The sequence below is a fragment of the Planotetraspora sp. GP83 genome (assembly GCF_041262585.1).
Classification (GTDB): Bacteria; Actinomycetota; Actinomycetes; order Streptosporangiales; family Streptosporangiaceae; genus JAOEGB01.
Map to the genome: position 1 here is coordinate 87288 of NZ_JBGCBZ010000017.1, position 23211 is coordinate 110498.

19 protein-coding genes and 1 pseudogene are annotated in these 23211 nt (G+C 71.4%); 5 read left to right on the top strand and 15 right to left on the bottom strand.

The features are described 5' to 3' along the window. Positions 1–6 precede the first annotated feature (6 nt). The 15 genes and pseudogenes from glf to ABH927_RS23200 form a co-directional block, all read right to left on the bottom strand. Positions 7–1308, bottom strand: coding sequence for a UDP-galactopyranose mutase (glf, locus tag ABH927_RS23130; RefSeq protein WP_370024397.1), 1302 nt, complete (start codon positions 1306–1308; stop codon positions 7–9). Continuing rightward, the gene (locus ABH927_RS23135; RefSeq protein WP_370024399.1) at positions 1308–3332 is read right to left on the bottom strand and encodes a glycosyltransferase; all 2025 of its coding nucleotides are present in this window, start codon (positions 3330–3332) and stop codon (positions 1308–1310) included. The genes glf and ABH927_RS23135 overlap by 1 nt, the downstream gene beginning before the upstream one ends. A gap of 166 nt (positions 3333–3498) precedes the next feature. Next, positions 3499–4797, bottom strand: coding sequence for an MFS transporter (locus ABH927_RS23140; protein ID WP_370024401.1), 1299 nt, complete (start codon positions 4795–4797; stop codon positions 3499–3501). 182 nt (positions 4798–4979) lie between these two features. Beyond that, complete coding sequence (locus ABH927_RS23145; RefSeq protein ID WP_370024541.1) at positions 4980–5630, bottom strand: nitroreductase family protein; 651 nt, start codon at positions 5628–5630, stop codon at positions 4980–4982. Positions 5631–5716: 86 nt separating this feature from the next. Next, on the bottom strand, positions 5717–6148 hold the full coding sequence (locus ABH927_RS23150) for an ester cyclase (protein WP_370024403.1): 432 nt from the start codon (positions 6146–6148) through the stop codon (positions 5717–5719). A 76-nt stretch (positions 6149–6224) separates the two neighbouring features. Continuing rightward, entirely contained in the window at positions 6225–7772 is a 1548-nt protein-coding gene (locus ABH927_RS23155) for an acyl-CoA synthetase (protein ID WP_370024405.1), read from the bottom strand. A gap of 100 nt (positions 7773–7872) precedes the next feature. After that, positions 7873–9561 (bottom strand): long-chain-fatty-acid--CoA ligase, encoded by a 1689-nt coding sequence (locus ABH927_RS23160; RefSeq protein ID WP_370024407.1) that lies wholly within the window; start codon positions 9559–9561, stop codon positions 7873–7875. A gap of 22 nt (positions 9562–9583) precedes the next feature. After that, entirely contained in the window at positions 9584–10474 is an 891-nt protein-coding gene (locus ABH927_RS23165) for an enoyl-CoA hydratase-related protein (RefSeq protein ID WP_370024409.1), read from the bottom strand. A 60-nt stretch (positions 10475–10534) separates the two neighbouring features. Continuing rightward, positions 10535–11314 (bottom strand): enoyl-CoA hydratase/isomerase family protein, encoded by a 780-nt coding sequence (locus tag ABH927_RS23170; protein ID WP_370024411.1) that lies wholly within the window; start codon positions 11312–11314, stop codon positions 10535–10537. Positions 11315–11684: 370 nt separating this feature from the next. After that, on the bottom strand, positions 11685–12362 hold the full coding sequence (locus ABH927_RS23175) for a TetR/AcrR family transcriptional regulator (protein ID WP_370024413.1): 678 nt from the start codon (positions 12360–12362) through the stop codon (positions 11685–11687). Positions 12363–12406: 44 nt separating this feature from the next. Further along, positions 12407–12946, bottom strand: a pseudogene (locus ABH927_RS23180) (NAD(P)H-dependent flavin oxidoreductase); the annotation flags it as partial. Further along, a complete protein-coding gene (locus ABH927_RS23185; protein WP_370024415.1) occupies positions 12943–14376 on the bottom strand; it encodes a phosphotransferase family protein in 1434 nt (477 codons plus the stop codon). The gene ABH927_RS23185 and the pseudogene ABH927_RS23180, both read right to left, overlap by 4 nt. Next, entirely contained in the window at positions 14373–15626 is a 1254-nt protein-coding gene (locus ABH927_RS23190; RefSeq protein ID WP_370024417.1) for an acyl-CoA dehydrogenase family protein, read from the bottom strand. Before ABH927_RS23190 ends, ABH927_RS23185 begins: the two co-directional genes overlap by 4 nt. Before the next feature lie 38 nt (positions 15627–15664). Further along, positions 15665–16951: an acyl-CoA dehydrogenase family protein gene (locus ABH927_RS23195; RefSeq protein ID WP_370024418.1), complete on the bottom strand. Its 1287-nt coding sequence runs from the start codon at positions 16949–16951 to the stop codon at positions 15665–15667. 66 nt (positions 16952–17017) lie between these two features. Further along, positions 17018–18076, bottom strand: coding sequence for a phosphotransferase family protein (locus ABH927_RS23200; protein WP_370024419.1), 1059 nt, complete (start codon positions 18074–18076; stop codon positions 17018–17020). A 175-nt stretch (positions 18077–18251) separates the two neighbouring features. Here ABH927_RS23200 and ABH927_RS23205 point away from each other — a divergent pair, with 175 nt between their 5' ends. From ABH927_RS23205 to ABH927_RS23225, 5 genes are all read left to right on the top strand, one after another. Next, positions 18252–19040, top strand: coding sequence for an SDR family NAD(P)-dependent oxidoreductase (locus tag ABH927_RS23205; protein WP_370024420.1), 789 nt, complete (start codon positions 18252–18254; stop codon positions 19038–19040). A 144-nt stretch (positions 19041–19184) separates the two neighbouring features. Continuing rightward, positions 19185–19997 (top strand): crotonase/enoyl-CoA hydratase family protein, encoded by an 813-nt coding sequence (locus ABH927_RS23210; protein WP_370024422.1) that lies wholly within the window; start codon positions 19185–19187, stop codon positions 19995–19997. Positions 19998–20027: 30 nt separating this feature from the next. After that, complete coding sequence (locus ABH927_RS23215) at positions 20028–21221, top strand: acetyl-CoA C-acyltransferase (RefSeq protein WP_370024424.1); 1194 nt, start codon at positions 20028–20030, stop codon at positions 21219–21221. 24 nt (positions 21222–21245) lie between these two features. Then, positions 21246–22007, top strand: a complete 762-nt coding sequence (locus tag ABH927_RS23220) for a 3-hydroxyacyl-CoA dehydrogenase (RefSeq protein ID WP_370024426.1) — start codon at positions 21246–21248, stop codon at positions 22005–22007. A gap of 30 nt (positions 22008–22037) precedes the next feature. Continuing rightward, positions 22038–23147 (top strand): CaiB/BaiF CoA transferase family protein, encoded by a 1110-nt coding sequence (locus ABH927_RS23225; protein WP_370024428.1) that lies wholly within the window; start codon positions 22038–22040, stop codon positions 23145–23147. The last annotated feature ends 64 nt before the right edge of the window (positions 23148–23211 follow it).

The following is a 23211-nucleotide window of genomic DNA, read 5'->3' on the forward strand; positions in this document are numbered from 1 at the left end:
ATGTCCTCAGGGTCGTGGTCCGGTGGCGATGGTGGCGGGGTCCGGCAGCACGGGGCCGGTAAGAGACGCAGTCACTGGGTCGGCCCGGGAATCGTATTCGGCTCCCGTCTGGCCGTGGTCCGCCGGGTCGGCCAGATCGGCGGGATCGGGGCATACGCCCCAGCGCGGGGCCAGACGGTTCCCATACAGCGACAGCGCGGAGGCGATGGCCATGTGCATGTCGAGATAGCGGTAGCTGCCGAGCCGGCCGCCGAAGTACACGTCCTTCTCCCGCTCGGCCAGGGCGCGGTAGCGCAGCAGCCGGGCCCGGTCCTCCGCCGTGGCCACGGGATAGTACGGCTCGTCCTCACGGCCGGCGAAGCGGGAGTACTCCCGGACGATGACCGTGCGGTCCTCCGGATAGTGGCGCTCGGGGTGCAGATGGCGATACTCGTGCACCCGGGTGTACGGCACCGACTCGTCGGCGTAGTTGAGCACGGCGGTGCCCTGGTGGTCCCCCACGTCGAGCACCTCGGTGTGGAAGTCCAGAGTCCGCCAGCCGAGCACGCCCTCGCGGTAGCCGAAGTAGCGGTCGATCGGCCCGCTGTAGACCACGGGGACGCCGGGCGGGACGCGGTCGCGGACGGCGGCGAAGTCGGTGTCCAGCCGCACGTCGATGCGCGGGTGGTCGGCCATCCGGGTCAGCCAGGCGGTGTAACCGTCCCGGGGCAGTCCCTGGTAGCGGTCGTCGAAGTAGCGGTTGTCGAACGTGTACCGCACCGGCAGCCGGGTGATCACGTCGGCGGGAAGCCGGTCCGGGTCGGTCTGCCACTGCTTGCGCGTGTAGCCGCGCACGAAGGCCTCGTACAGCGGCCGCCCGATGAGGGAGATGGCCTTGTGCTCCAGGTTGTCGGCCGTCCGCGGGTCATATTCGGTGGCCTGCTCGGCGATCAGCGCCCTGGCCTCCTGCGGACTGAGCTGCCGGTCGAAGAATCCGCAGATGGTGGCGAGGTTGAAGGGCATCGGATAGACGCGGCCCTGGTGCACCGTCCACACCTGGTGGCGGTAGTCGGTGAACTGGGTGAAGCGGCGGGCGTAGCGCCACACCCGCGTGTTGGACGTGTGGAAGAGATGCGAGCCGTACCGGTGCACCTCGATGCCGGTGCGCGGCTCGACCTCCGAGTAGGCGTTGCCGCCGATGTGGCCGCGCCGCTCCAGCACGACGACCCTGCGGCCCAGCTCCTCGGCGACCCGCTCGGCAACGGTGAGTCCGAAGAACCCGGCCCCGACGACCACCAGATCCGCTCCCGCGAAGGGCCCGCGGCGCATCAGCGGGCTCCGTCCGGGGACGAGCCGAACAGGCGGGCCCAGTTCTCCCGGCTGCTCAGCGCGGGCAGCGCGGCCCGGTAGCGCTCGCGCACCCGCGGCCCCTCGCGCAGCAGCCGCCAGAGGACGGCGGCGGCCGCCCTGGTCAGCCTGGTCTGGCGGGCGGAGTCGTAGCGCCGCAGCCGGACCCCGCGCTGCGAGGCGTCGGTCACCACGGCCGTGCCCAGCGCGGCGACGTGCCACCAGTGGGCGTCGGCGTGCCGCACCGCCGCGTACACCCGCCCGCCCTGCCCCTCTCCCCCATCGCTCGGCAGGCCCGTCACACCATGGGGACGGCGCGCGGGCGTACGGCCCGGCGCCCCCAGCGTGGCGAGGAGCGGGGCGAGCAGGCCCTTCAGGAGCGCGAGGTCGCGCAGGCGGGGGCCGGGAGCGGGGTCGGCGATGACGATCGCGTTGGAGGGCAGCCCCGGCACGTCGGTGGCCGGATGGCACTGGGTCTCGGGATGCCGGGCGCGCAGCCGCCGCAGCCGGGCCAGGGCCTCCTGGCCGCCGTCGGCGAGCACCTCCGGACCGGCCAGGAAGTCCTCCACGGCGGCGATGACGGTGGCCGCCGCGCCGTACTGCATGCCCAGCAGGTACGGCACGACCTCGGCCACGAGCGTGCGGACCAGCGTAGGCAGCGGGAAGCGGCCGTGCAACGCCGAGATGATGGTGTAGTTGCGGACGATGAAATAGCGGTTGATCTCGTCGCGGTCCTTCCAGGCGAAGTCGGTGTGCCACAGCCCGGCGCCCGGCAGGGTGAGGGTCGGGAAGCCGTGGGCGCGGGCCCGGTAGGAGTACTCGGCGTCGTCGCCCTGGAAGAACAGCGGCAGCGGGTAGCCGATGGCGGCCGTCACCTCGGCCGGGATCAGGCAGGCCCACCAGCCGTTGTACCCCGCGTCCAGCCGCAGCTCCTGACGCTCGGGGTGGCCCGTGCGCGGGTCGGGGGCGATCAGGTCGGCCTCGTGCGGGCTGTGCGGCATCAGGGCGCCGGGCCTGGCGCGGTCGAGGTCGGTGAACTCGGCCCCGGCGTGGAGCCGGCTCGGGTGCAGCAGGGTGAGCATCTGGCCGCCGAGGATGAGCGGCTGGGCGGCGCTCGCCGCGAAGGCCGTCATGCGGACCAGCAGGTCGGGCTCCAGCAGCACGTCGTCGTCCATGAACAGCACATCAGGCGGGAGTTGGCCGTCCGCCGCGATCCCCGCCACCTCGTACAGGCCCCGGCTGAAGCCGCCCGCGCCGCCGAGATTGGGCTGGGTGAGGTAGCGCAACCGGCCGCCGAGGGCGAGCTCGGCCTCGGGAAACCCGGCCCGGTCGCGGACCCGGTCACCGCCCTGGTCGACGACGTACACGGCGTCCAGCGTGGAAAGGGCGGTGTGGTCGTCCGCGAGGGCGGTGAGATTGCCCAGACAGGCGTCGGGGCGGTCCATCGTGCAGATGGTCGCCGCCGTACGGCGCGGCCGGGCCGGGGCGGGGACGGTCCACCGGACGTCCGCCACGGTGAACCGCTCTCCGGGGCCGGTGCTGACGTCCAGCCAGAGGGCTCCGCCGTCGAGGAAACGGTCGAGCTGGGCGGTCAGCGTGATCTCGGTGTCCGCCGCCTCGGTGACGGTGTGGGCGTCCACCGTCCGGGTGCCGCCGTGGGAGTCGGACGCGCCGAGCAGCAACCGGCCAGAGCCGGTGGCGGTCAGCCGTACGGTGACCTCGGGGATCCTGGTCCACCGCTGCCAGTGGGACGCGGGGAAGCGCCCGAAGTAGGTGTTGCCGCTCACCGTCGTGGCGGGCTCCAGCCGCATCCGGGTGCGCCCCAGCGTGGCGGCCCCCGAGCCGACCTGGGCGTACAGCGCGGGGTCGACAAGGTCGGAGGGGCCGCGGAACAGACCCCTCATCGCCAGCAGGGCGGCGCCGGGTGAGCCGGCCGGGGGCGTCGCGGAATCGAGGGCGATGTCGTCGGGGATGACCAGCTCGGCCGGGCGGGTGTGGTGGTTCAAAGAGACTCCCCTTCGGACTCGGGTCGGGTCGGCGTGACCAGGGCGTCGGCGGCGGTGGCGGTCTCAGTGATGTCTGTACGGCGGTGTCTGTACGGCGATATCTGTACGGCGTGCCGGCTCCGGCGGAGGCCCTACCTGTGCCCGCGTCCTGGAGGCGCCGGCGGGGCTACGGCTCGGAGGTCGCCACGGTCGGCGAGACGGCGGCGCCGGCCGATTCGGCGGCCGGGGACGGGCCGTCACCGGCCGCCCGGCCCACCACGGAGGGTCCGAGGAGACCGATGGCCAGCGCGAGGGCGGCGGGCAGCAGCAGAGCGGTGGTGAGCGAGGTCCGATCGGCGAGCAGGCCGACCAGACCGGGCCCGGCCAGCGCCCCGACGTAGGCGAGGGTGGTGACCCGGGACAGGGCGCGGCCGACCTCACCGCCACCCGACCCGGCCGCGCTGAACAGCGTCGGCACGACGGTGGCCAGGCCGACGCCCACGACCGCCCACCCGGCGAACTCGGCGGCCACTCCCCCGGCCCGCAGATGGGGCGCGAGCAGCACCAGCACGTAGCCGGCGCTCGCTGTCGCCCCCGCGGCGGCGATCCCCCGGCGTGACCCCAGCCGGGCGCGCACCCGGTCGCCGACCAGGCGCGAGCAGGTGAGCGCGGCGGCGAAGACGGCGTAGACGAGCGACGCCGTCGCCGGGCTCGCGTGCACGTCGCTGGTGGCGTGGAGGACTGCCCAGCTGTAGCCTGCGCCCTCCGTGATGAAGCCCGCCATCGCGAGCAGCCCCAGCAGGAGGATCAGCGCCGACGCGAGCGGGGCCCGGCCCGCGGCGCGGGACGCCGGCGACTCCCCGTGCCCGGTCGCGCCGCCTCCGCCTGCCGCGACGTCGCTCCCGCCTGCCGCGACGCTCCCCCCGACGACGGCCGCTCCGGCGGGGACGCGGAGGAGCGGCAGCGGTCCGGCGAACAGGACGGCGCAGAGCACTCCGGCGGCTGCGAGCAGGACACGCAGGTCGAGACCGGCGGCGAGCCCGGCGGCGACCGCCGCCCCTCCCGCGACGGCGCCCAGGCTCCACACCCCATGGAACCCGGACATCAGCGGCCGGCCCTCCGCCGTCTCTACGGCGACGGCCTGAGCGTTCATGGACACGTCGAGCGCGCCGAGCCCGGCGCCGACCAGCAGCCCGGCGGCCAGCAGCGCCGGGTAGCCGCCCGCCGTCGCGGGGGCCAGCAGGCACAGCGCCGCCGCCGGAGCGCACACCGTGACTAGGGCGCGGCTGGAGAAGCGGTCACACAGCCGCCCCACCAGGGGCATGACCAGGATCGACCCGAGACCGGTCAGCAGGAGGACCGTGCCCATCCGCCCCGGGCTCAGGCGGAGATGCCCGATCAGCGTGGGCAGCGTGGCGCTCCACAGGGCGCAGCACACTCCGGACAGCGCGAAGACACCCGTCACGCCCCACCGCGGCCTGGACACCGGCCCACCTCCCCAAGTGCCCTTGCCGGGCGCCGAATCGCTGTCGCCAGTGTCACCAGGCTAGTTAATAAACTTTTCTAACTCGTGACACGGAAATGATCTCTTGGGGCTGGGCGACCGTCAAGGGGCTTTCGGAGGCGCCGATAATAGCGGTACGCGGCGGCGGCGACCGGTTCAGCGGGTCACCACTGGTCCCAGTGCGTCACCGACTCCACCGGTTGCCGGCGCGCCCGGCGGAAGTCGACGCCGATCGTATGGGCCACCGGGATCAGCGCCACCTGGGTCGTCTTCTCGTACGGATTGCCGATGATCTCGGCCATCTCCCGCTCGTACGGCAGATGCATGGTCGTCCAGGCCGTGCCCAGCCCGCGCGCACGGGCGGCGAGCATGAAGCTCCAGGTCGCGGGCAGGATTCCGGCCCAGTAGGCGGCCTGCTCGCCGGCGGTGGTCAGCCGCTCGCACCGCCCCTTCGCTATCGGGATCAACAGGTAGGGGACCCGATGCAGGTTGTCCGCCAGGTGTTCGGCCGAGCCGAAGACCCGTCGCTGCTCCGCATGACGTCCGGGGTCGCCGGCGAACAGGTTGCCCGCGTTGTACGGACTGTTCCGGTAGTCCTCGAACGCCTTGCGGTAGACCTCGGCGATGCGGCCGCGGACCTCCGGATCGCCCACCACGACGAAGCGCCACTGCTGGCTGTTGCTCCCGCTCGGCGCCTGGACGGCGATCTCGAGGCATTCCTCGATCAGGCGCCGATCCACCGGGCGTTCCAGGTCCAGGCGCCGCCGGACCGCCCGAGTCGTGCTCAGCACCTCGTCGGCGCTCAGGTCAAGCATGCTCACGGCATATCTCCAATAGTGATCGAGCCGTCGGCGGCTCGGCGTGTCCTCCGTACGGACGCCCGCGTGTGCTCAACGTGTGCTCAACCGGCGCTCGCGGGATCGTCCACGCCCATCTGCGCGCGCACCGCGCCGTGATCGGAGACCACGGCGTAGTCGACCACCTTGCCGTCACGCAACGTGAAGATGCTCGCCGCGGTGCCGGTGATGGTCCGGCCGGTGGCCGGGATGCCGATGTACAGCCCGGAGTGGACGGCGGTGAAGGTCCAGACGCCGACCACCCGGCTCCTGGTCGCCACGACGTTGTCGAGCGTGACCCTCAGATCGCTCACGCCGACGAGGAAGTGCCGGACATGGTCGTGCCACCCGTCGATGCCCTGCCGCCATCCGTACCTGATCGCGGCGTGGTCGACGACATCGGGATCCGCGATGTCATCCAGCAGTTCGACCTTGCCCTTGCCGAGCACTTCTTCGACGTAGAGCCGCATCACTTCACGGCTTCTCTCCGCGGACATGCCACCTCCTGGTTTCTTGAGCTTGTAACCGCTCCGGCGTCGGAGCCCGGCGCGCGGGCCGCGTCCGGACGGCCGATCACCGACCGGCGGACGCCTGCGGGGCCGCGTACCGATCCCTGAGCAGCCGCTTGTGAAGCTTGCCGGTCGCCTGACGCGGCAGTTCACTGACGAAGTCGACCGAATCAGGACACTTGTAGCGAGCGAGCCGCTCCCGGCAGTACGCCAGCAACTCGTGTTCGAACGCGGGACCGGCGTCGGCCTGGTCGACCGGCTGCACCACGGCCTTGACCACCTCGCCGAGGTCCGGGTCGGGCACGCCGATGACCGCGACGTCGCCGACCTTCGGATGCATGGCGAGGATGTTCTCGCTCTCCTGCGGGTACACGTTGACCCCGCCGCGAATGATCATGTGGGCCCGGCGGTCGGTGAGGAAGAGGTACCCGTCCGCGTCGACGTAGCCGATGTCGCCCAGGGTGGCCCAGCCCCGGCCGAGCGGATCCCGCGCCGCCGCGGTCTTCTCCGGATCACCGTGGTACTCGAAGTCGGCGCCGCCGGAGAAGTAGACGGCGCCCTGGACCCCCGCCGGCTGCTCCTGTCCGTCCTCGTCGAGGATGTGCAGCGTGCCCGCGATGGCACGGCCGACTGTGCCGGGATGGCCCAGCCACTCCTCCGAGTCGCACAGGGTCATTCCGATGTTCTCGGTGCCCGCGTAGTACTCGGTCAGGATCGGCCCCCACCACTCGATCATCCGCCGCTTGGTGTCCACCGGGCAGGGGGCGGCGGCGTGGATGGCGAGGCGCAGGCTGCCGAGGTCGTAGCGGGATCGCACCTCCGCCGGCAGCCGCAGCAGGCGGATGAACATCGTCGGCACCATCTGGGTGTGCGTGACCCGGTGGCGCTCGATCGCCTCGAGAGCCTTCTCCGCGTCGAACCGCTCCATGATGACGAGAGTGGCCCCCAGGCGGAGCAGCGCGACGCACATGTTCATCGGCGCGGCGTGGTACAGCGGGGCCGGGGAGAGGTAGACGACGTCTTCCAGCATCGACAGCAAAGGGAGAACGCCGATCTGCGCGGGGTCGTCACCGAGCCGCTTACCGCTCAGTGCTCTCTTGACGCCCTTGGGGCGGCCCGTGGTGCCGGACGAGTAGATCATCGACTGCCCCTCCCACTCCTCCGCCAGCGGAGTGCCCGGGAAGCGGCCCACGGCCTCACGGTAGCCGGAGAACCCCTCGATCTCCCCGTCGAGCGCGAGCCGCAGCTTCAGCCCGGGGCATGACCGTACGGCGACGCCGGCCACCTCGGCGAACGCGGCGGAGGTCACGAAGACCCGCGCCTCGCAGTTGCCGATGATGTAGGCCACCTCGTCGGCCGTCAGGCGAGTGCCGACCGGGGTGTAGTAGAGGCCGGAACGCTGGGCCGCCCAGGCCACCGCGAGAAGCTCGGCCCGGTTCTCCAGCATGAACGCGATATGGTCGCCGCGGCGCAGCCCCAGGTCGAACAGGAGGTTGGCCACGCGGTTGGACTCCGCGTTCAGTTCGGCATAGGTGGTGACCTCGCCCGACTCCGCCATGATGACGGCCGGCCTGCCGGGCGCCGCCCCGGCGGCACTGCCAAGATCCATCATTTTCCACTCCTGCCCGCCGTTTGCGGCCTGCCGTTTGAAATTACTTAGCGCTCGTTAAATTCGCAACGAGCCGGCGATGTGACTTGCGGGATTCGGGTGATCAGTTCCCCTGGGCGAACAGCCGGCGTAGCTCGAATTTCTGTATCTTGCCGGTCGCGGTCCTCGGCATCTCCTCGACGACCACCACCGCCGTCGGCTTCTTGTACGACGCCAGACGGGCCCGGCAATGGTCGATGACGCTCTGCTCACTCGGCGGATCCGAGGGGTCCGCCGCCGTCACGACGGCGACCGGCGTCTGGCCCCACTTCTCGTGCGGCGCGCCGATCACCGCGACCTCGGCGACCTTGGGATGGCTGTCGATCGCGGCTTCGACCTCGGCGCAGTAGATGTTCTCACCACCCGAGATGATCATGTCTTTCTTCCGGTCCACCACCCAGATGAAGCCGTCGTCGTCCATCCGGCAGAGGTCCCCGGAGTGGAACCAGCCCCCGGCGAACGCCTCGGCGGTCGCCTCTGGCTTGCTCCAGTACTCCCGCATCACGGTCGGCCCGCGGTACACGATCTCGCCGACCTCTCCGGGGGCCACGTCCCGCATCGCCTCGTCCACGATCCGCACCTCGACCCCGGGCAACGGCCTGCCCACCGATCCCATCTTGCGATCGGCGTCCTCGGCCCGGAGGAGACACGTGGTCGCGCTCGTCTCCGTCTGGCCGAAGGCCGAGTAGGCCGGCGCTTGGGGAAACGTGTCGGCGAGTGCGCGCAGGAGCGACGGAGCCGCGGGCGCGGCGCCCCAGTACAGCTTGCGCAGCGCCAGGTCACGCTCCTTGACTCCGGGCACGGCGCAGATCTCCTGCCACTGGCTCGGCACGAAGAAGCAACTGGTGATCCGCTCGCGTTCCAGCAGGTCGAGGACGGCCACCGGGTCGAAGGCGGGGGCGGAGTACACCACCACCCGGCCGCCGTTGAGAAGCGACGGCAGCATGGTGCCGACGCCGGCGATGTGGAACATCGGAACGCCGAGCATCGCGACCTCGCCGTCGGGGGGTGTCCCGCCGATCGACAGACCCTGCAGCATGCACGCCATGGCCAGATTCTGGTGCGTCAGCACCGCACCCTTCGGGCGGCCGGTCGTGCCGGAGGTGTACATGAGGAACGCCGCGTCAGACTCGGCTACGTCGACGGCCATGTCGATGTCCGTGTTGACGTCGCTGTTGACGTCGCTGTTGACGTCGAGGGCGTCCCCGTGGGTCGCGGCGAGCGCGGTCTCGTATGCCTCCGCCCCGGCTCGAACCGGGAACACGTCCTCCGCCGAATCGGTCGCCAGCACGACCCGCACGGAGTCCGCCTCGGAAAGAGCCGCCGCCGCGACGCCGGCCGAGTCGCCGTCGACGATGAGCGCGGTCGCCGCGCAGTCCCGCAGGATGTAGGAGACCTCGCCGGCCACCAGCCGGAAGTTGATCGGCACGACGACGGCCCCCAGCCGGCACACGCCGTAGTAGGCCTCCACCGTCTCCAGGCGATTGCGCATGAGCACCGCGACGCGGTCCCCGCGACCCACCCCGCGGCTTCGCAACGCCCTCGCGACCCGGCTGACCCTTTCATCGAGACCGGCGTAGGTGCAGACCCGATCATCGAGCTGGTATGCCGTACGGCCGGGGAACCGCCGCGCCGTGCGTGCCAGCTGGCTGCCGAAGGACATGCGCCCCGCGGCCGCCACCACCTCGTCGTCCCGCATACCCATCGTCGTCCTCGTCGTCCTCGTCGTCCTCGTCGTCCTCGTCGTCCTCATCGTCATCGCCGTCCTTTCGTCGTCAGCGCGCCGGATGGTCCCGCCCAGGCCAGCGGGGAATGCCGTCCGGGACATCTGTGCTCACGCGCGACGGGAAGCGGGCCGGCCGCTTCTCCAGGAACGCGGTGACTCCTTCGGCGACATCGGCGGACCCGCCGAGCTCGTAGATCGCCTTGGAGTCCAGCCGGTGCGCCTCCCATGGACCGGCCGCGCCGAGCATCCCCCACAGCAGCCGGCGGGAGACCGCCACCGCCACCGGCGAGGCGTTCTCGGCGATCTCGGCGGCCAGCGCGTAGGCCGCCGGCAGAAGGTCCGCGTCGGGATAGACGCGCGAGACGAGCCCGCCCGCCCTGGCCTCCTCCGCTCCGAACACCCGGCCCGTGGCCACCCACTCCATGGCCTGCGCGATGCCGACCACACGGGGAAGGAACCAGCTCGACGCCGCTTCCGGGACGAGCCCTCTCCGGGCGAAGACGAACCCGAACCGCGCCGACTCGGCTGCCAGCCTGATGTCCATCGGCAGCGTCATCGTGACGCCCACGCCGACCGCGGGCCCGTTGATCGCCGCGATCACCGGCTTGAGCATGGCCGCGACGCGCAGCGAGACGACGCCGCCGACGTCGCGCGGCACGCCGTCGATCGTCTCTGGCGCGGGCTCCTCATCAGGCCGCGTGTCCAGGTCGAACGTGCTGCCGCCGGAGGACAGGTCGGCGCCCGCGCAGAAGGCCCGGCCTCCGCCGGTGATCACGACGACTCGCACCTCGTCATCGGTGTCGGCGCGGTCGAAGGCGTCGACCAGCTCCCGGGCCATCTCCTGCGTGAACGCGTTGAGCCGCTCGGGGCGGCGCAACGTGATCGTCGCGATGTGCCCGTCCAGCTCGTAGGTGATCTCGCTGTACGCGTCGCCGGCCATCGGGGCTCCTTTCCACAGCGCTCAGGACGTCGGCTCAGGACATCGGTTCAGGACATCGGCTCAGGACGACTTGGCCGGTTCCCGTGACCACCGGCCGGTGAACACCGGCTCCGTGCGGCTGGCGAACGCCTCGAACGCCGCGGCCGTGTCGGCGTACGCGAAGTTGGCCACCTGGCTGACCGCCTCCGCCTCCAGTGCCTGCGACATCGTGGAGCTCGATCCCGCGTGCAGCAGGGCTTTGGTCCGGGCCAGCGCCACGGGCGGCCCGGCGGCCAGCTTGGCCGCGATGTGGCCGGCGAACGCGTCGAGCTCGCCCGGCTCGACCGCCCATGCGGCCAGGCCCAGGTCGTAGGCTTCCCGCCCGCTGACGAACTCGGCGAGCAGGGCCAGCCGGGCGGCCCGCTGCATGCCGGCCAGCCGGGGCAGCAGCCAGGAGCCGCCGAAGTCCAGTGACAGGCCGCGCTTGGCGAAGATCTGGCAGAATCTCGCGTCCGTGGCCGCGATCACCAGGTCGCAGGCCAGCGCCATGTTCCATCCCGCGCCCACCGCCACGCCGGACACCTTCGCCACCGTCGGCTTGGGCATCTCGTGCAGCAGCGTGGCCACGCGGTTGACCTGGCGCATCGCCTCCAGCGGATGCGCCTCCCCCGGCGAGCCGGACAGGTCGGCGCCGGCGCAGAAGTCGCCACCCGCCCCCGTCAGGACGACGACCCTGACTTCCGGATCTTCACCGAGGCGGGTGAAGGCTGCGGCGAGCGACCGCCACATCCCGGCGTTCACCGCGTTCTTACGGTGGGGGCGGTTGAGCGTCACCGTCGCGATCGCGTCAGTCTGGGACACAAGGACATCAGGGGGAACGGTCACTGATCCAGACATTCGACTCTCCTGTAGACACCGAGCAGCGCGCATGCCGGCCGTACCGGATGGCGAGGAGACGGTGAGCGGATCGGACTCGAGGAACGGTGCCCTGTTCACCACACCGTCGTCGCGTGTCGCCCTCTCGGCGCATCACGCACTCAGTGGGAACTTACCTAACGATCGCTAAGACAGCAATAGTGAAATGGGACCCGGCGTCATTCCGGCAGGAGACGGGGCGGCGAAGAACAGCGCGCGGCCGGGCATGGCTCGGCGCCCGCGACGCCCAGCGTTCACCAGGGGCTCCGCGCCCGCCCCACGCTGCGCGTTTCCCCCGGCTCAGCGTTCGCCCGGCTCAGCGTTCGCCCGGCTTCCCGGCGTCGGCCCCGGGGCGCGGCTTGCGCCTCGTGGGCGGCTTGTAGCCGACCGCTCCAAGGCCGATGGCGACGTATCGCTCCGCCAGCTCGCCAGGAGGCAGCGGACCGCTCGGCCGGTACCATCTGGCCACGGCCTGGCACATCGTCAGCACGGCTCGGCCGGCTTCGACGGGGTATTCGGTGCGGAAGACGCCGAGGTCCACGCCTTCCATGATGATGGCGTGCAGTTTCGCCTCGAGCTCGTCGCGCAGGCCGACGTACTTCTCCCGGTTCTCCGGCTCCAGGCTCCGGATCTCCGAGTCGAGCAGGCCTTGCGACCCCCGATAGGCCATGTTCAGGACGACGCACTCCACGAGCGCGGAGAACCGCCTCACCGGGTCGTCGCCGGCCTCCGCGAGAGCGGCTTCGCACCGTTCGAGCAGCGTCTGTATCGAGGACATCAGCAGCTCGACGAGCAACGCCTGCTTGTTCTCGTAGTGGTAGTACAGCGCGGGCACGGTGACCCCGACACGCCGGGCGATGTCCCGGACGGTGGTCCCGTGATAGCCGTGCTCCTCGAACGCCTCGATGGCGTTGGCGAGGATCGGCGGCAGGCTGAGCTCTTCGTAGACCCGCCAGCCACCGGCGCCCGCCGCGCTATCCGCCTTCTTCACCACGCCGCGATTCTAGCGAACGTTCATTCATGTCGTCGCGCGGACGAGGCGAAACCGCCGGACGCGATCATCGGGATAGTGATCTTGTCCGCGACGGCCGGGATCAGGACCAGCCCGGGGATGTCGTCCTCTCCCGGATGCCCCGCGCACTCGAAACCGTCGATGCTCACCGCGTCGACGCCGAGCTGCTGAGCCTTCACCGCGTGGCGGACGCTGGTGCACTTGTGCAGCACCTTCACCCCGGCGGCGTGGAAGTGCCCGACATGCTCGGCGGGGTTGAACCCGGCCGTCTCCACGATCCGCACACCCGCGGAGATGATCGCGTCGCGATACTCGGCGTAGGGCGGCGGCTTGATGGCCGGGAGGATCGTCAGGTTCACGCCGAACGGCCGGTCCGTGAGATCGCGGCAGCGCTCGATCTCCTTGACCAGGTCCTCCGGTGTGGGCTGGGTCAGGGCCGTGATGAGCCCCAGCGCGCCCGCGTTGGCCACGGCGGCCACCAGGACGGCCCGGCCGACCCATTGCATGCCGCCCTGGACGATCGGGTGCTCGATTCCGAACACCGTACAGAACCGCGTCCTGATCACAGACTCTCCTTGCAAACGATCGAGCTTCGAACGCCGGGGTATCCCTCGGCATCGGCCGGCTGGGACAGATAGCGGGGATTCGCCACGGTGAGACGGTCGGTGACCTCGGCCCGGACCGCCGCGATGACCCGCGCGTCGTCGATCGGCACGGTTCCGGCGCGGATCGCTTCGGCCAGTGCCGTACGGCCGGCGAACCCGAGCGTGGCGAGGCGGCCCGCGTTCTCCCGCCGCTGCCGCTCACCCATGTCGAGCTCCCGGCGAACCACGTCGAGCACGTTGGCGGCGACCCGCGACAGGAAGGCCACGCGGCCCTCGGTGCCCGGCGCCGCCTCCGTCCGCAGGAACTCCGCGACCGCCTCCACCAGCTCGGCGGCGCTCGGCCTGCCGTAAAGGTCGGCGGCGTCGATCTCCGCCGCGGCCATGCCGGGAACGACGGGCGGCGGCACACCGAGGGCCAGCAGCAGGTCGTGCTCCTGCTCACACGCCCGCCTGCCCACGGCCGCCGGCTCCACGGAGCGGACCTGGCCGCTGAGGTGACGCTCGGCCATGACGCGGCAGCCGACCGCCCAGCCGGCGGTGCCGTACACCTCCCACCAGCGGACCGCGGCCGGATCAGGCCGGGCTCCGGCGACCTCGGCGTATCCGGCGAACAGCTCCTCGCGGGTGCCGAAGCCCCCGACCGGCGACGCGCTTCCGAATCGCCATGCCTTCACGCAGAGCCACCCGAGATCCTCGAGTGGATCGCCGAGATGCGCGAGCTCCCAGTCGAGCACCGCGCGCAGCCCCGTGGGGTGCACGATGAGGTTGCCGTTGCGGAAGTCCCCGTGCACCACGGCGTCCGGAGCCGGCGCGGGCCGGTTCTCGCGTAGCCAGCGCAGGGCGATCTCGATGGCGGGAGACGGCTCGCCGAACCTCTCCCAGGTCTTCGCCAGCTCCTCCAAGGGATCGGCCCGCCGCCGCAGACCGGGCAGGGAGGACGGCGGGATCGAATGGACGCGCGCCAGCACTCGGCCGCACTCGCGAGCGAGCGCCGGGCGCACCCCGTCGAACTCCGCGTCGCGCAGGATGCGCCGCGCGAGCGTCTCCCCCTCGACGAAAGCGGTGAGCAGGTACGGCGAGCCGAGTGCGGCGTCGTCCACGCCGTGGTCCACCAGCTCGGCGACCGGCACTCCGGCCCTCGCCGCCGCGGCGATGACGGCCGCCTCACGCGCCATCACGGTGCCCGGCTTCTCGTGGTCGCGGGGCGGCTCCCTGCGGAGGACCAGGTCGCGTGCGGGTCCGCCTTGGGGCCGGGCCCGCAGCACCCACGTCTCCATGCTCGCGCCGCCGGGCAACCGGCGCAGCCTGGACACCTCCACCGGCGCGCCGTACAGTTCGCCGAGCCGGCGCGCGAGCCGTACGGCCAGGTCTGTGCCCTCGACGTCCTTCATCGCTTGCGCGGCCCCGCGAAGCCGAACAGGTAACCGGCCACCTTGCGCATCTGGATCTCCTCGGATCCTTCGGTGATCCGGTAGCGGCGGTGGTGGCGGTAGATGTGCTCGAACGGCTGGTGCCGGGTGTAGCCGAGGCCGCCGTGCACCTGCATCGCCCGGTCCGCGGCGTCGCACACCAGCCGGTTGGCCCGGTAGTTGCACATGGAAACCTTGTCGCTGATCTCCATGTGGTGGCGCCGGTCGAGCTCCCAGGCCGTCTTGCGCACGAGCGTGCGGACCAGCTCCGCCTCGGTGTGCAGCTCCACCAGCGGCCACTGGATCGCCTGCCGTTCGGCCAGGGGCTTGCCGAAGGTCACCCGGTCCCGGGCGTACTCGACGCTCCGGTCGATGCAGAACTGCGCGGCGCCGACCCCGGCCGCGGCCTGCCGGATCCGGTTCTCGTGGACGAACGTCTGCGCCACGGCGAGCCCCTCTCCCTCCTCTCCGAAGATCGCGGAGGACGGCACCCGCACGTCGCGCAGGGTCACTTCGGCGTGATCGGTCGGCATGTTGAACGTCCACCAGTGGAAGTCGACGGAGAAGCCGGGCGTCCCGACCGGCACGATGAACGCCGTGATCCCCCTGGCCTGGCCGGGCGAGCCGGAGGTGCGCGCGAAGATCACATCGTGGGTGGCCGTGTCCATCGCGGAGTTGAACCGCTTGACGCCGTTGATGACCCAGTCGTCCCCGGCGCGGACCGCGGTGGTGTCGAGCCAGGTCGCGTCACTGCCGTGTCCCGGCTCCGTGAGGCCGAACCCGAGGCCCTTGCGGCGGGTGATCATGTCCTCCAGGAGCTCGTCCTTCTGCTCCTGAGTGCCGAACTCCAGCAGCATGTGGACGAAGGGGTAGTTGCCCACCACCGAGGACTCGTTCTGCAGGTCGTTGTGCAGGCCGAGGCCCTTGCTCGCGAGGTGCTCGCGGATGACCGCCATCGCGAGGTTCGAGCCGCCGCTCCCCCCGGCCTCCTTCGGCAGGCCGTACCGCAGCCAGCCGGCCCTGTCCGCCCGCCGGAACATCTCGTGCAGCAGCTCGGTCCACTCCGCCCGCGGCGTCCCGCCCGCCTCGAAATCGGTCCGGGCGTACTCGCGCCGGTGATCGAAGAAGCGCTCGTTGTCGTCCTGCTCCTGCAGCGGGCGGATCTCCCTGTCGATGAACGCGTCCAGCTCGCCGAGCAGCCCGGCGAGCTCCTCCGGTAGATCGAAATCCATGGTGAAACTCCTTGTCGCGATGGTCAGGGGTCGGAGGCTCAGTCGTCCGCGGAGAACTGGCCGAGCAGCGCGGCGAACTTGGCCCGGGCGGCCTCCCGGCGCGTGGGCACGTGTTCGGTGGGCACTTCCGCGGGGTCGTACCGGCTGAGGATCATGCGGGCGAGCGTCACCTTGTGCACCTCGTCGGGCCCGTCGTAGATCCGTGCCGCCCTGGCGTACCGATACATCGATTCGAGGGGAAGGTCGGTGGTGTAGCCAAGGGAGCCGTGCACCTGGATCGCCCGGTCGATCACGTTGTAGAGCACCGAAGCGCCGTAGAACTTGATCATCGCGATGTCGGCGCGAGCCGCCCGCGAGCCGTGCGTGTCCATCGTCCAGGCCGCGTGCAGGGTCATCAGGCGGGCGGCCCGCATCTCCGCGGCCGAGCTCGCCACCCAGTCCTGGATCATCTGCTTGTCCGCGAGCACCGAGCCGTGCGCGTACCGGGTCACCGCACGCTCGCAGAGCATGTCGAACGCCCGCCGCGACTGGCCGAGCCAGCGCATGCAGTGATGGATCCGGCCGGGCCCCAGGCGTTTCTGCGCGAGCAGGAAGCCGTCGCCCTCGCCGCCGATCAGGTTCGCCATCGGCACGCGGACGTCGTCGTAACGGATCTCGGCGTGGCCGCCCGCCAGCCCGAACCGCCCGCTCGGGTCCTCCATGGACGGCACGTCGCGCAGCACACGCACGCCGGGGGCGCCGGCCGGGACCACGATCATCGACGCGCGGCGGCGCGGCTCGGCATCCGGGTCGGTCACCGCCATGACGATCAGGAAATCGGCGATGGAGCCATTGGACGTGAACCACTTGTGGCCGTTGATGACCCACTCGCTCCCATCGCGTACGGCCCGCGTGGTGAGCAGGGTGGGGTCCGCTCCGGCGCCGGGTTCCGTCATCGAGAAGGCGCTGCGGAGCTTGCCTTCGAGCAGTGGGTACAGCCACTCCCGCTTCTGCTCCTCCGTCGCGCCCAGCGCGAGCAGCTCGGCGTTGCCCGAGTCGGGCGCGCTGTTGCCGAAGACGGCCGGGGCATGGGTCGACGCCCCGAGGACTTCGTGCATCAGGCCCAGCTTCACCTGGCCGAATCCGCCGCCGCCCAGCTCCGGCGGCAGGTGCGCCGCCCAGAGACCTCGTCGCCTGACCTCCTCCTTGAGCGGCGCGGTCGCGCGGTCGAGCGCGTCCTGCTCCAGGTCGAGGGTCTCCAGCGGCATGATCTCGGCGCGGACGAAGTCGCGCATCCAGCGCAGTTCTTCCTCGAACTCCGGTTCGGTCGAGAAATCCCAGGCCATTTGGTTCCTTCCTGACGGCGGCGGTGACGGGGCTGTGACTCCGGTGCGGGATCGTGGGCGTGCCCGTCAGGCCAGGCCCAGCCGTTCGATGTCTTCAAGGGCGGCCTCGGCCCGCCGGCGCTCCAGGTCCGCGCGCGCTTCGACGTCGTAGCCGTCGTCGCCCATCACGCCGGCCAGGTAGCGGGCGCGCACGCCCACGTTGATGCAGGCCATCCGCCAGCGCGCGAAAGCCACGTAGTACGGCAGCGCGGACAGGTCGCGGCCGGACAGCTTCGCGTACCTGCCGGCGAGCTCGTCCCGTGCCGGGAAGCCAGGCGCCGTGCTGGGGCTCTCCATCGTCGCCGGACGGTCGTCGCCGGGCTGTCCCCACGAGGCGATGAGCCAGCCGAGGTCGGCGAGCGGATCGCCCACGGTGGCCAGTTCCCAGTCGAAGACGGCGACGACCCGGCCGTCCTCGGCGAACGCGAGGTTCCCGGGACGGTAGTCACCGTGCACGATTCCGCTCGTCTGCTCCGGGATGTGGGCGGCTAGAGCGTCGTGGACGTGGTCGAGCAGCGCCAGGTAGGGCGAGCCGTGCTCATGCAGCCGGCGCCGCCATCGGCGCAGTTGCCGCTCGACATATCCCTCGGGGCGTGCGAGGTCGCCCAGCCCGGTGGCGTCGAGGCCGACCGCGTGGAGCGCGACGAGCACGTCGATCAGCGCGAAGCCCGCCGTTCGTCGCGCCGCCGGTGACAGCCGCGCGGCGGACTCCTCGTCGGCGAGCACCACGCCGTCGACGTAGCTCATGACGTAGAACTCGGCGCCGGTGAGCGCCGGGTCCGCGCAGTAGCCCAGCGGGTGGGGCACCGGCACGCCGGTGGAGGCGAGCGCGCTGATGAACCTCCACTCGCGGCTCATGTCGTGCGCCGTGCTCAGCACGCCGCCTGTCGGCGGGCGGCGCAACGCCCACACGGCGCCGGCGGCGTCGGTGACCCGGTACGTCAGGTTGGACCGACCGCCCGAGACCAGCGAGAACTCGACCGGCTCGGCCACGCCCTCGATGTGTCCGGCCAGCCACCGGCTCACCGCCGGCGGCTCGATCCCGGCCGGACCGGCGGCGGCCGTCACCGGCTGATCGCGCGACATACCGAGGCTCCCTTGCTGTGGTGCGGATGCGCGGGCCGGGCGGCGCGGATCTCCCGCACGCGAAGCCCTACACTCCTTACTTAGCGTTCGCTAAAAGAATAAGAGCATGCCAGTACGGCGGAGCACAAGTGACGCCGGCCGGTGACGCTCGAGACCACGAAGGGACGGAACCATCATGACCATGGCGGGACCGGAGAAGCCGTCGTCAGCGGCGGCGCTGTTCGACCTCAGCGGCCGGACGGCGCTGGTCACCGGGGCGAGCCGGGGCATCGGCGTGCGGGCGGCGCGGATCCTCGACGCGGCGGGCGCCCGGGTCGTGCTCTGCGCGCGCGACACCGCGAGACTCGAAGAGGTGGCGGCCACCCTGCGGAACGAACCGCTGGTCGTGACAGCCGACCTCACGTCCGGCGACGGGGTTGCCGCGCTGGTCGGCGGCTTGGAGCGGCACTCCGCCGTCGTCGACATCCTGATCAACAACGCGGCGGCGAACGTGGCGGCCTCGGCGATCGATCTATCCGAGCAGGACTGGGACCGCGTCCAGGGGCTCAACCTGCGCTCGGCGTTCCTGCTGACCCGCGCGCTCGCCCCCGGCATGGCCGGACGCGGCTGGGGCAAGGTCGTGAACGTCGCGAGCGTGCTGGGGTTCGTCGCCGACACCCACCTCAGCGCCTACGTCACGAGCAAGGCGGGTCTGCTCGGCCTGACGAGGGCGCTCGGCGCGGAGTGGGCCCGGCACGGCGTCAGCGTGAACGCCCTGTGCCCGGGATGGATCGACACCGAGATGACCGCCGACGTCAAGAGCAGGGCCACCTTCGATCAGCGGGTGCGCAGGCGCACCCCGATCGGCCGCTGGGGCACCGCGGACGACCTGGCCGGGGCATTCCTCTTCCTCTCTTCCCCCGCCTCGGACTTCATGGTCGGCCAGGCGCTCGTCGTCGACGGCGGGCTGACCGCCACGTGGTGAACGATGCCGAGAACCATGCCACGAACCATGTCGCGAACCATGCTGTGAACGCCGCCCTGGGCGAGGTTGACAGGCGGATTCCGGGGGACCTACCGTGCAAGGCACTTAGCGAGCGCTAAGTAGAATTCGCTCCAAAGGAGGCACATGGAAACGCCGGCGAACGGCTCCTCGGCCGCTGAGGCCGCCGCGACGTTGGAAAGGCGCGGTCACGTCGCCTTGATCACCCTCAACCGCCCCTCGGCGCTCAACGCGGTGAACGCGGCGCTGAGCACCGCGGTGGGCGCCGCTATGGAAACCCTGGAGAAGGACCCCGATCTCCGCGTCGGCGTCATCACCGGCGCCGGACGCGCCTTCTGCGCGGGCGCCGACCTCAAGGAGATCGCCGCGGGGCGCTCGACCGCCGCCGACGGCCACCCCGAATGGGGGTTCGCCGGCCTGATCAAGCGCTTCGTCAGCAAGCCGATCATCGCCGCGGTCAACGGATTCGCCCTCGGCGGCGGGACGGAGATCGTTCTCGCCTGCGATCTGGTGGTCGCCAGCGAGCAGGCGACCTTCGGCCTGCCCGAGGTGAAGCGCGGTCTGATGGCCGCCGGCGGCGGGCTGATCCGCATGCCACGCCAGATCCCCTTCAAGATCGCCGTCGAGCTGGCGCTGACGGGCGACCCGATCAGCGCCGAGACGGCGCGGCAGCTCGGGCTGGTCAACCGCGTGGTGGCCGCCGAACGCACGGTGGCCGCCGCGATCGAGCTGGCGGAGGCCATCGCCGCCAACGCCCCGCTCTCCGTCGTCGCCACCAAGCGGATGCTGTACCGGAACTCCGAGTACGGCTCCGACCTCGACCCGCGGCTGTGGGAGCTCAACGACGACGAGATGTCCGCGCTGGTGACCAGCGCGGACGCCGCCGAGGGCACCCGCGCCTTCGCCGAAAAGCGCCTCCCCGGCTGGACCGGACGCTGAATTCCCCGCTCACCTGAAGAAAGGGCCGCCATGACCAACGCGGTTATCGTCGACGTCGTCCGCACCGCCTCCGGCAAGGGCAAGCCCGGCGGGCAGCTCTCCGGCATCCACCCCGCGGACCTGCTGTCCCGGGTGCTGCGCGCCCTGGTGGAGCGCAACGACCTCGATCCCGGCCTCATCGACGACGTGATCGCCGGCTGTGTGTCGCAGGGCGGCGAGCAGTCGGGCAACATCGCCCGCAGCGCCGTGCTGGGCGCGGGTCTCCCCGAGTCGCTTCCCGGCACCACCGTCGACCGGCAGTGCGGCTCCAGCCAGCAGGCGGCGCACTTCGGCGCACAGGGCGTGATCGCCGGCGCCTACGACATCGTCATCGCCTGCGGCGTGGAGTCGATGAGCCGTGTCCCGATGGGCTCCTCCACCATGGGCAAGGACTCATTCGGCCCCGCCGTCGCCGCCCGCTACCCCGAGGGCCTGGTGAATCAGGGCGTCTCGGCGGAGATCATCGCCGGCCGGTGGAAGCAGGACCGCGACCTGCTCGACGAGTTCTCCGCGCGGTCGCACGCCCGCGCCGCCGCGACCGCCGCCGCCGGCGGATTCGACGACGAGATCGTGCCGATCACGGTGACCGGCCCGGACGGCGCCGAGCACGTCGTCACCGTGGACGAGACCGTACGACCGAGCACGAGCGTCGAGGGCCTGGCCGGGCTCAGGCCCTCCTTCTACGACGAGGCCGTCGGTGAGCGGTTCCCCGAGATCGGCTGGAAGATCACCCCGGGCAACTCCTCCCCGCTGACCGACGGCGCCTCCGCCGCCCTGATCATGAGCGAGGAGAGGGCGTCGGCGCTGGGTCTGCGCCCCCGCGCCCGCTTCCACAGCTTCGCGGTGACCGGAAGCGATCCGCTGCTGATGCTCACGGGCGTCATCCCGGCAACCCAGAAGATCCTCGCCCGCAGCGGGCTGTCCATCGACGACATCGACGCGTACGAGGTGAACGAGGCGTTCGCGCCGGTCCCCCTGGTGTGGCAGCACGAGATCGGCGCCGACCCCGAGCGGCTCAATCCGCGCGGCGGCGCGATCGCGCTCGGTCACCCGCTCGGGGCTTCCGGCACCAGGCTGCTGACCACGCTGGTCAACCAGCTGGAGGCGACCGGCGGCCGCTACGGCCTGCAGACCATGTGCGAGGGCGGCGGCATGGCCAACGCGACCATCATCGAACGGCTTTGAGCACCCACACCCTACGGAGCACTCATGGACATCAGTAAGAGCGTCGCACTCGTCACCGGCGGCGCGTCGGGCCTCGGCCTCGCCACGGCCAGGCGGCTGCGCTCCGCGGGGGCCGGCGTGGTGATCGTCGACCTGCCCTCCTCGCGTGGCAAGGCCGTCGCCGAGGAGCTCGGCGACCGCGTGGTCTTCGCCGCGGCGGACGTCACCGACACCGAGCAGATCGAGGCCGCCCTGAGCGCCGCGCAGTCGCTCGGCGACTTCAGGGTCGCGGTGAACTGCGCGGGCATCGGCAACGGGATCAGGACCGTCGGCAAGAACGGCCCGTTCCCGCTGGAGGACTTCGACAAGGTCGTCCGGGTCAACCTCGTCGGCACGTTCAACGTGATCCGGCTGGCCGCGTACCGCATCAGCCAGACCGCCGAGGTCGACGGCGAGCGCGGCGTCATCATCAACACCGCGTCGGTCGCCGCGTTCGAAGGGCAGATCGGCCAGGCCGCCTACTCCGCCTCCAAGGGTGGGATCGTCGGCATGACCCTCCCCATAGCCCGCGACCTCGCGAGCCTCAAGATCCGCGTCAACACCATCGCCCCCGGCCTGTTCCGCACGCCGCTGTTCGCCCAGCTTTCCGACGAGGCCGTCGCCTCGCTGTCCGCGCAGGTCCCGCACCCCTCGCGGCTGGGCGACCCCGCCGAGTACGCCGCTCTCGCGGCGCACATCGTCGAGAACGCGATGCTGAACGGCGAGACCATCCGGCTCGACGGCGCGATCCGGATGTCCCCCCGCTGAGCCGTCCATTCCCTGAAAGGAGTGAGAGCCGTGCCAGGTCCGCTCAGTGGCTTGCGGGTGATCGAGCTCGGCGGCATCGGCCCTGGTCCGCATGCGGCCATGCTGCTGGCGGACCTCGGCGCCGAGGTCGTCCGCGTCGAGCGTCCGTCCAACGGCGTCCAGCCGGCGTCCGAGACGGCGCGCGACTGGTTCATGCGGGGGCGTCGCTCGATCGCCGCCGACATGAAGGACCCAGCCGGGAGGGACACAGTCCTGGCCCTGATCGACAGGGCCGACGTGGTCATCGAAGGGTTCCGTCCCGGCGTGACCGAGCGCCTCGGGCTGGGCCCGGACGAGTGCCTCGCCCGCAACCCACGGCTGATCTATGCCCGGATGACAGGGTGGGGACAGGACGGCCCCCGGGCCCGGCAGGCCGGCCACGACATCAACTACATCTCCCTGACCGGAGTGCTGCACGCGATCGGCACGGAGGGCGCCCGCCCCACCCCGCCGCTCAACCTGGTCGGCGACTTCGGCGGCGGGTCGATGTACCTCGTCATGGGGGTCCTCGCCGCGCTGTGGGAACGCGAGCGGTCCGGGAACGGCCAGGTCGTGGACGCGGCGATCGTCGACGGCACCAGCTCGCTGGCCCAGATGCTGTGGGCGATGCGTGCTCATGGCGCCTGGAACGACACGCCGGCTTCGAACCTGCTCGACTCCGGCGCGCCGTTCTACGACACGTACACCTGCGCCGACGGCAGGTACGTCGCCGTCGGCGCGATCGAGCCGCAGTTCTACGCTCAGCTTCTCGACGGCCTCGGCCTCGACGCGGCGCGCCTGCCCGCGCAGCACGATCGCGATGGGTGGCCGATGCTGCGCGCTGTGTTCGCCGAGGCGTTCGCCGGCCGTACCCGGGACGACTGGGCGAAGGTCTTCGACGGCACCGATGCCTGCGTCACACCCGTGCTGACCTTCGCCGAAGCCGCTACGGACGCCCATCTGGGCGCCCGGGGCACGATCGCCTCCTACGGCGGCGTGCCACAGGCCGCGCCGGCTCCGCGGTTCTCGCGCAGCCGGCCGGCCGAGCCATCCGCTCCGCCGGAGCCGGGCGCCGGCACCGGCGCCGGCGCCGTCCTGCGGGACTGGGGCGTCACCGGCTGAGCCGGGCGGGAAGAGATCCCCGGTTGCGCCGCCCCGCCTCCCGGCGGCGCAACCGGTCCCCCAC

Bases quoted from the DNA above. Each gene is read 5' to 3' on its own strand.
- ABH927_RS23165 (WP_370024409.1), bottom strand. From the start codon at position 10,474: ATGGCCGGCGACGCGTACAGCGAGATCACCTACGAGCTGGACGGGCAC.
- ABH927_RS23190 (WP_370024417.1), bottom strand. From the start codon at position 15,626: ATGGATTTCGATCTACCGGAGGAGCTCGCCGGGCTGCTCGGCGAGCTG.
- ABH927_RS23205 (WP_370024420.1), top strand. From the start codon at position 18,252: ATGACCATGGCGGGACCGGAGAAGCCGTCGTCAGCGGCGGCGCTGTTC.
- ABH927_RS23195 (WP_370024418.1), bottom strand. From the start codon at position 16,951: ATGGCCTGGGATTTCTCGACCGAACCGGAGTTCGAGGAAGAACTGCGC.
- ABH927_RS23145 (WP_370024541.1), bottom strand. From the start codon at position 5,630: ATGCTTGACCTGAGCGCCGACGAGGTGCTGAGCACGACTCGGGCGGTC.
- ABH927_RS23200 (WP_370024419.1), bottom strand. From the start codon at position 18,076: ATGTCGCGCGATCAGCCGGTGACGGCCGCCGCCGGTCCGGCCGGGATC.
- ABH927_RS23185 (WP_370024415.1), bottom strand. From the start codon at position 14,376: ATGAAGGACGTCGAGGGCACAGACCTGGCCGTACGGCTCGCGCGCCGG.
- ABH927_RS23150 (WP_370024403.1), bottom strand. From the start codon at position 6,148: ATGTCCGCGGAGAGAAGCCGTGAAGTGATGCGGCTCTACGTCGAAGAA.
- ABH927_RS23210 (WP_370024422.1), top strand. From the start codon at position 19,185: ATGGAAACGCCGGCGAACGGCTCCTCGGCCGCTGAGGCCGCCGCGACG.
- ABH927_RS23155 (WP_370024405.1), bottom strand. From the start codon at position 7,772: ATGATGGATCTTGGCAGTGCCGCCGGGGCGGCGCCCGGCAGGCCGGCC.
- ABH927_RS23160 (WP_370024407.1), bottom strand. From the start codon at position 9,561: ATGAGGACGACGAGGACGACGAGGACGACGAGGACGACGAGGACGACG.
- ABH927_RS23220 (WP_370024426.1), top strand. From the start codon at position 21,246: ATGGACATCAGTAAGAGCGTCGCACTCGTCACCGGCGGCGCGTCGGGC.
- ABH927_RS23215 (WP_370024424.1), top strand. From the start codon at position 20,028: ATGACCAACGCGGTTATCGTCGACGTCGTCCGCACCGCCTCCGGCAAG.
- glf (WP_370024397.1), bottom strand. From the start codon at position 1,308: ATGCGCCGCGGGCCCTTCGCGGGAGCGGATCTGGTGGTCGTCGGGGCC.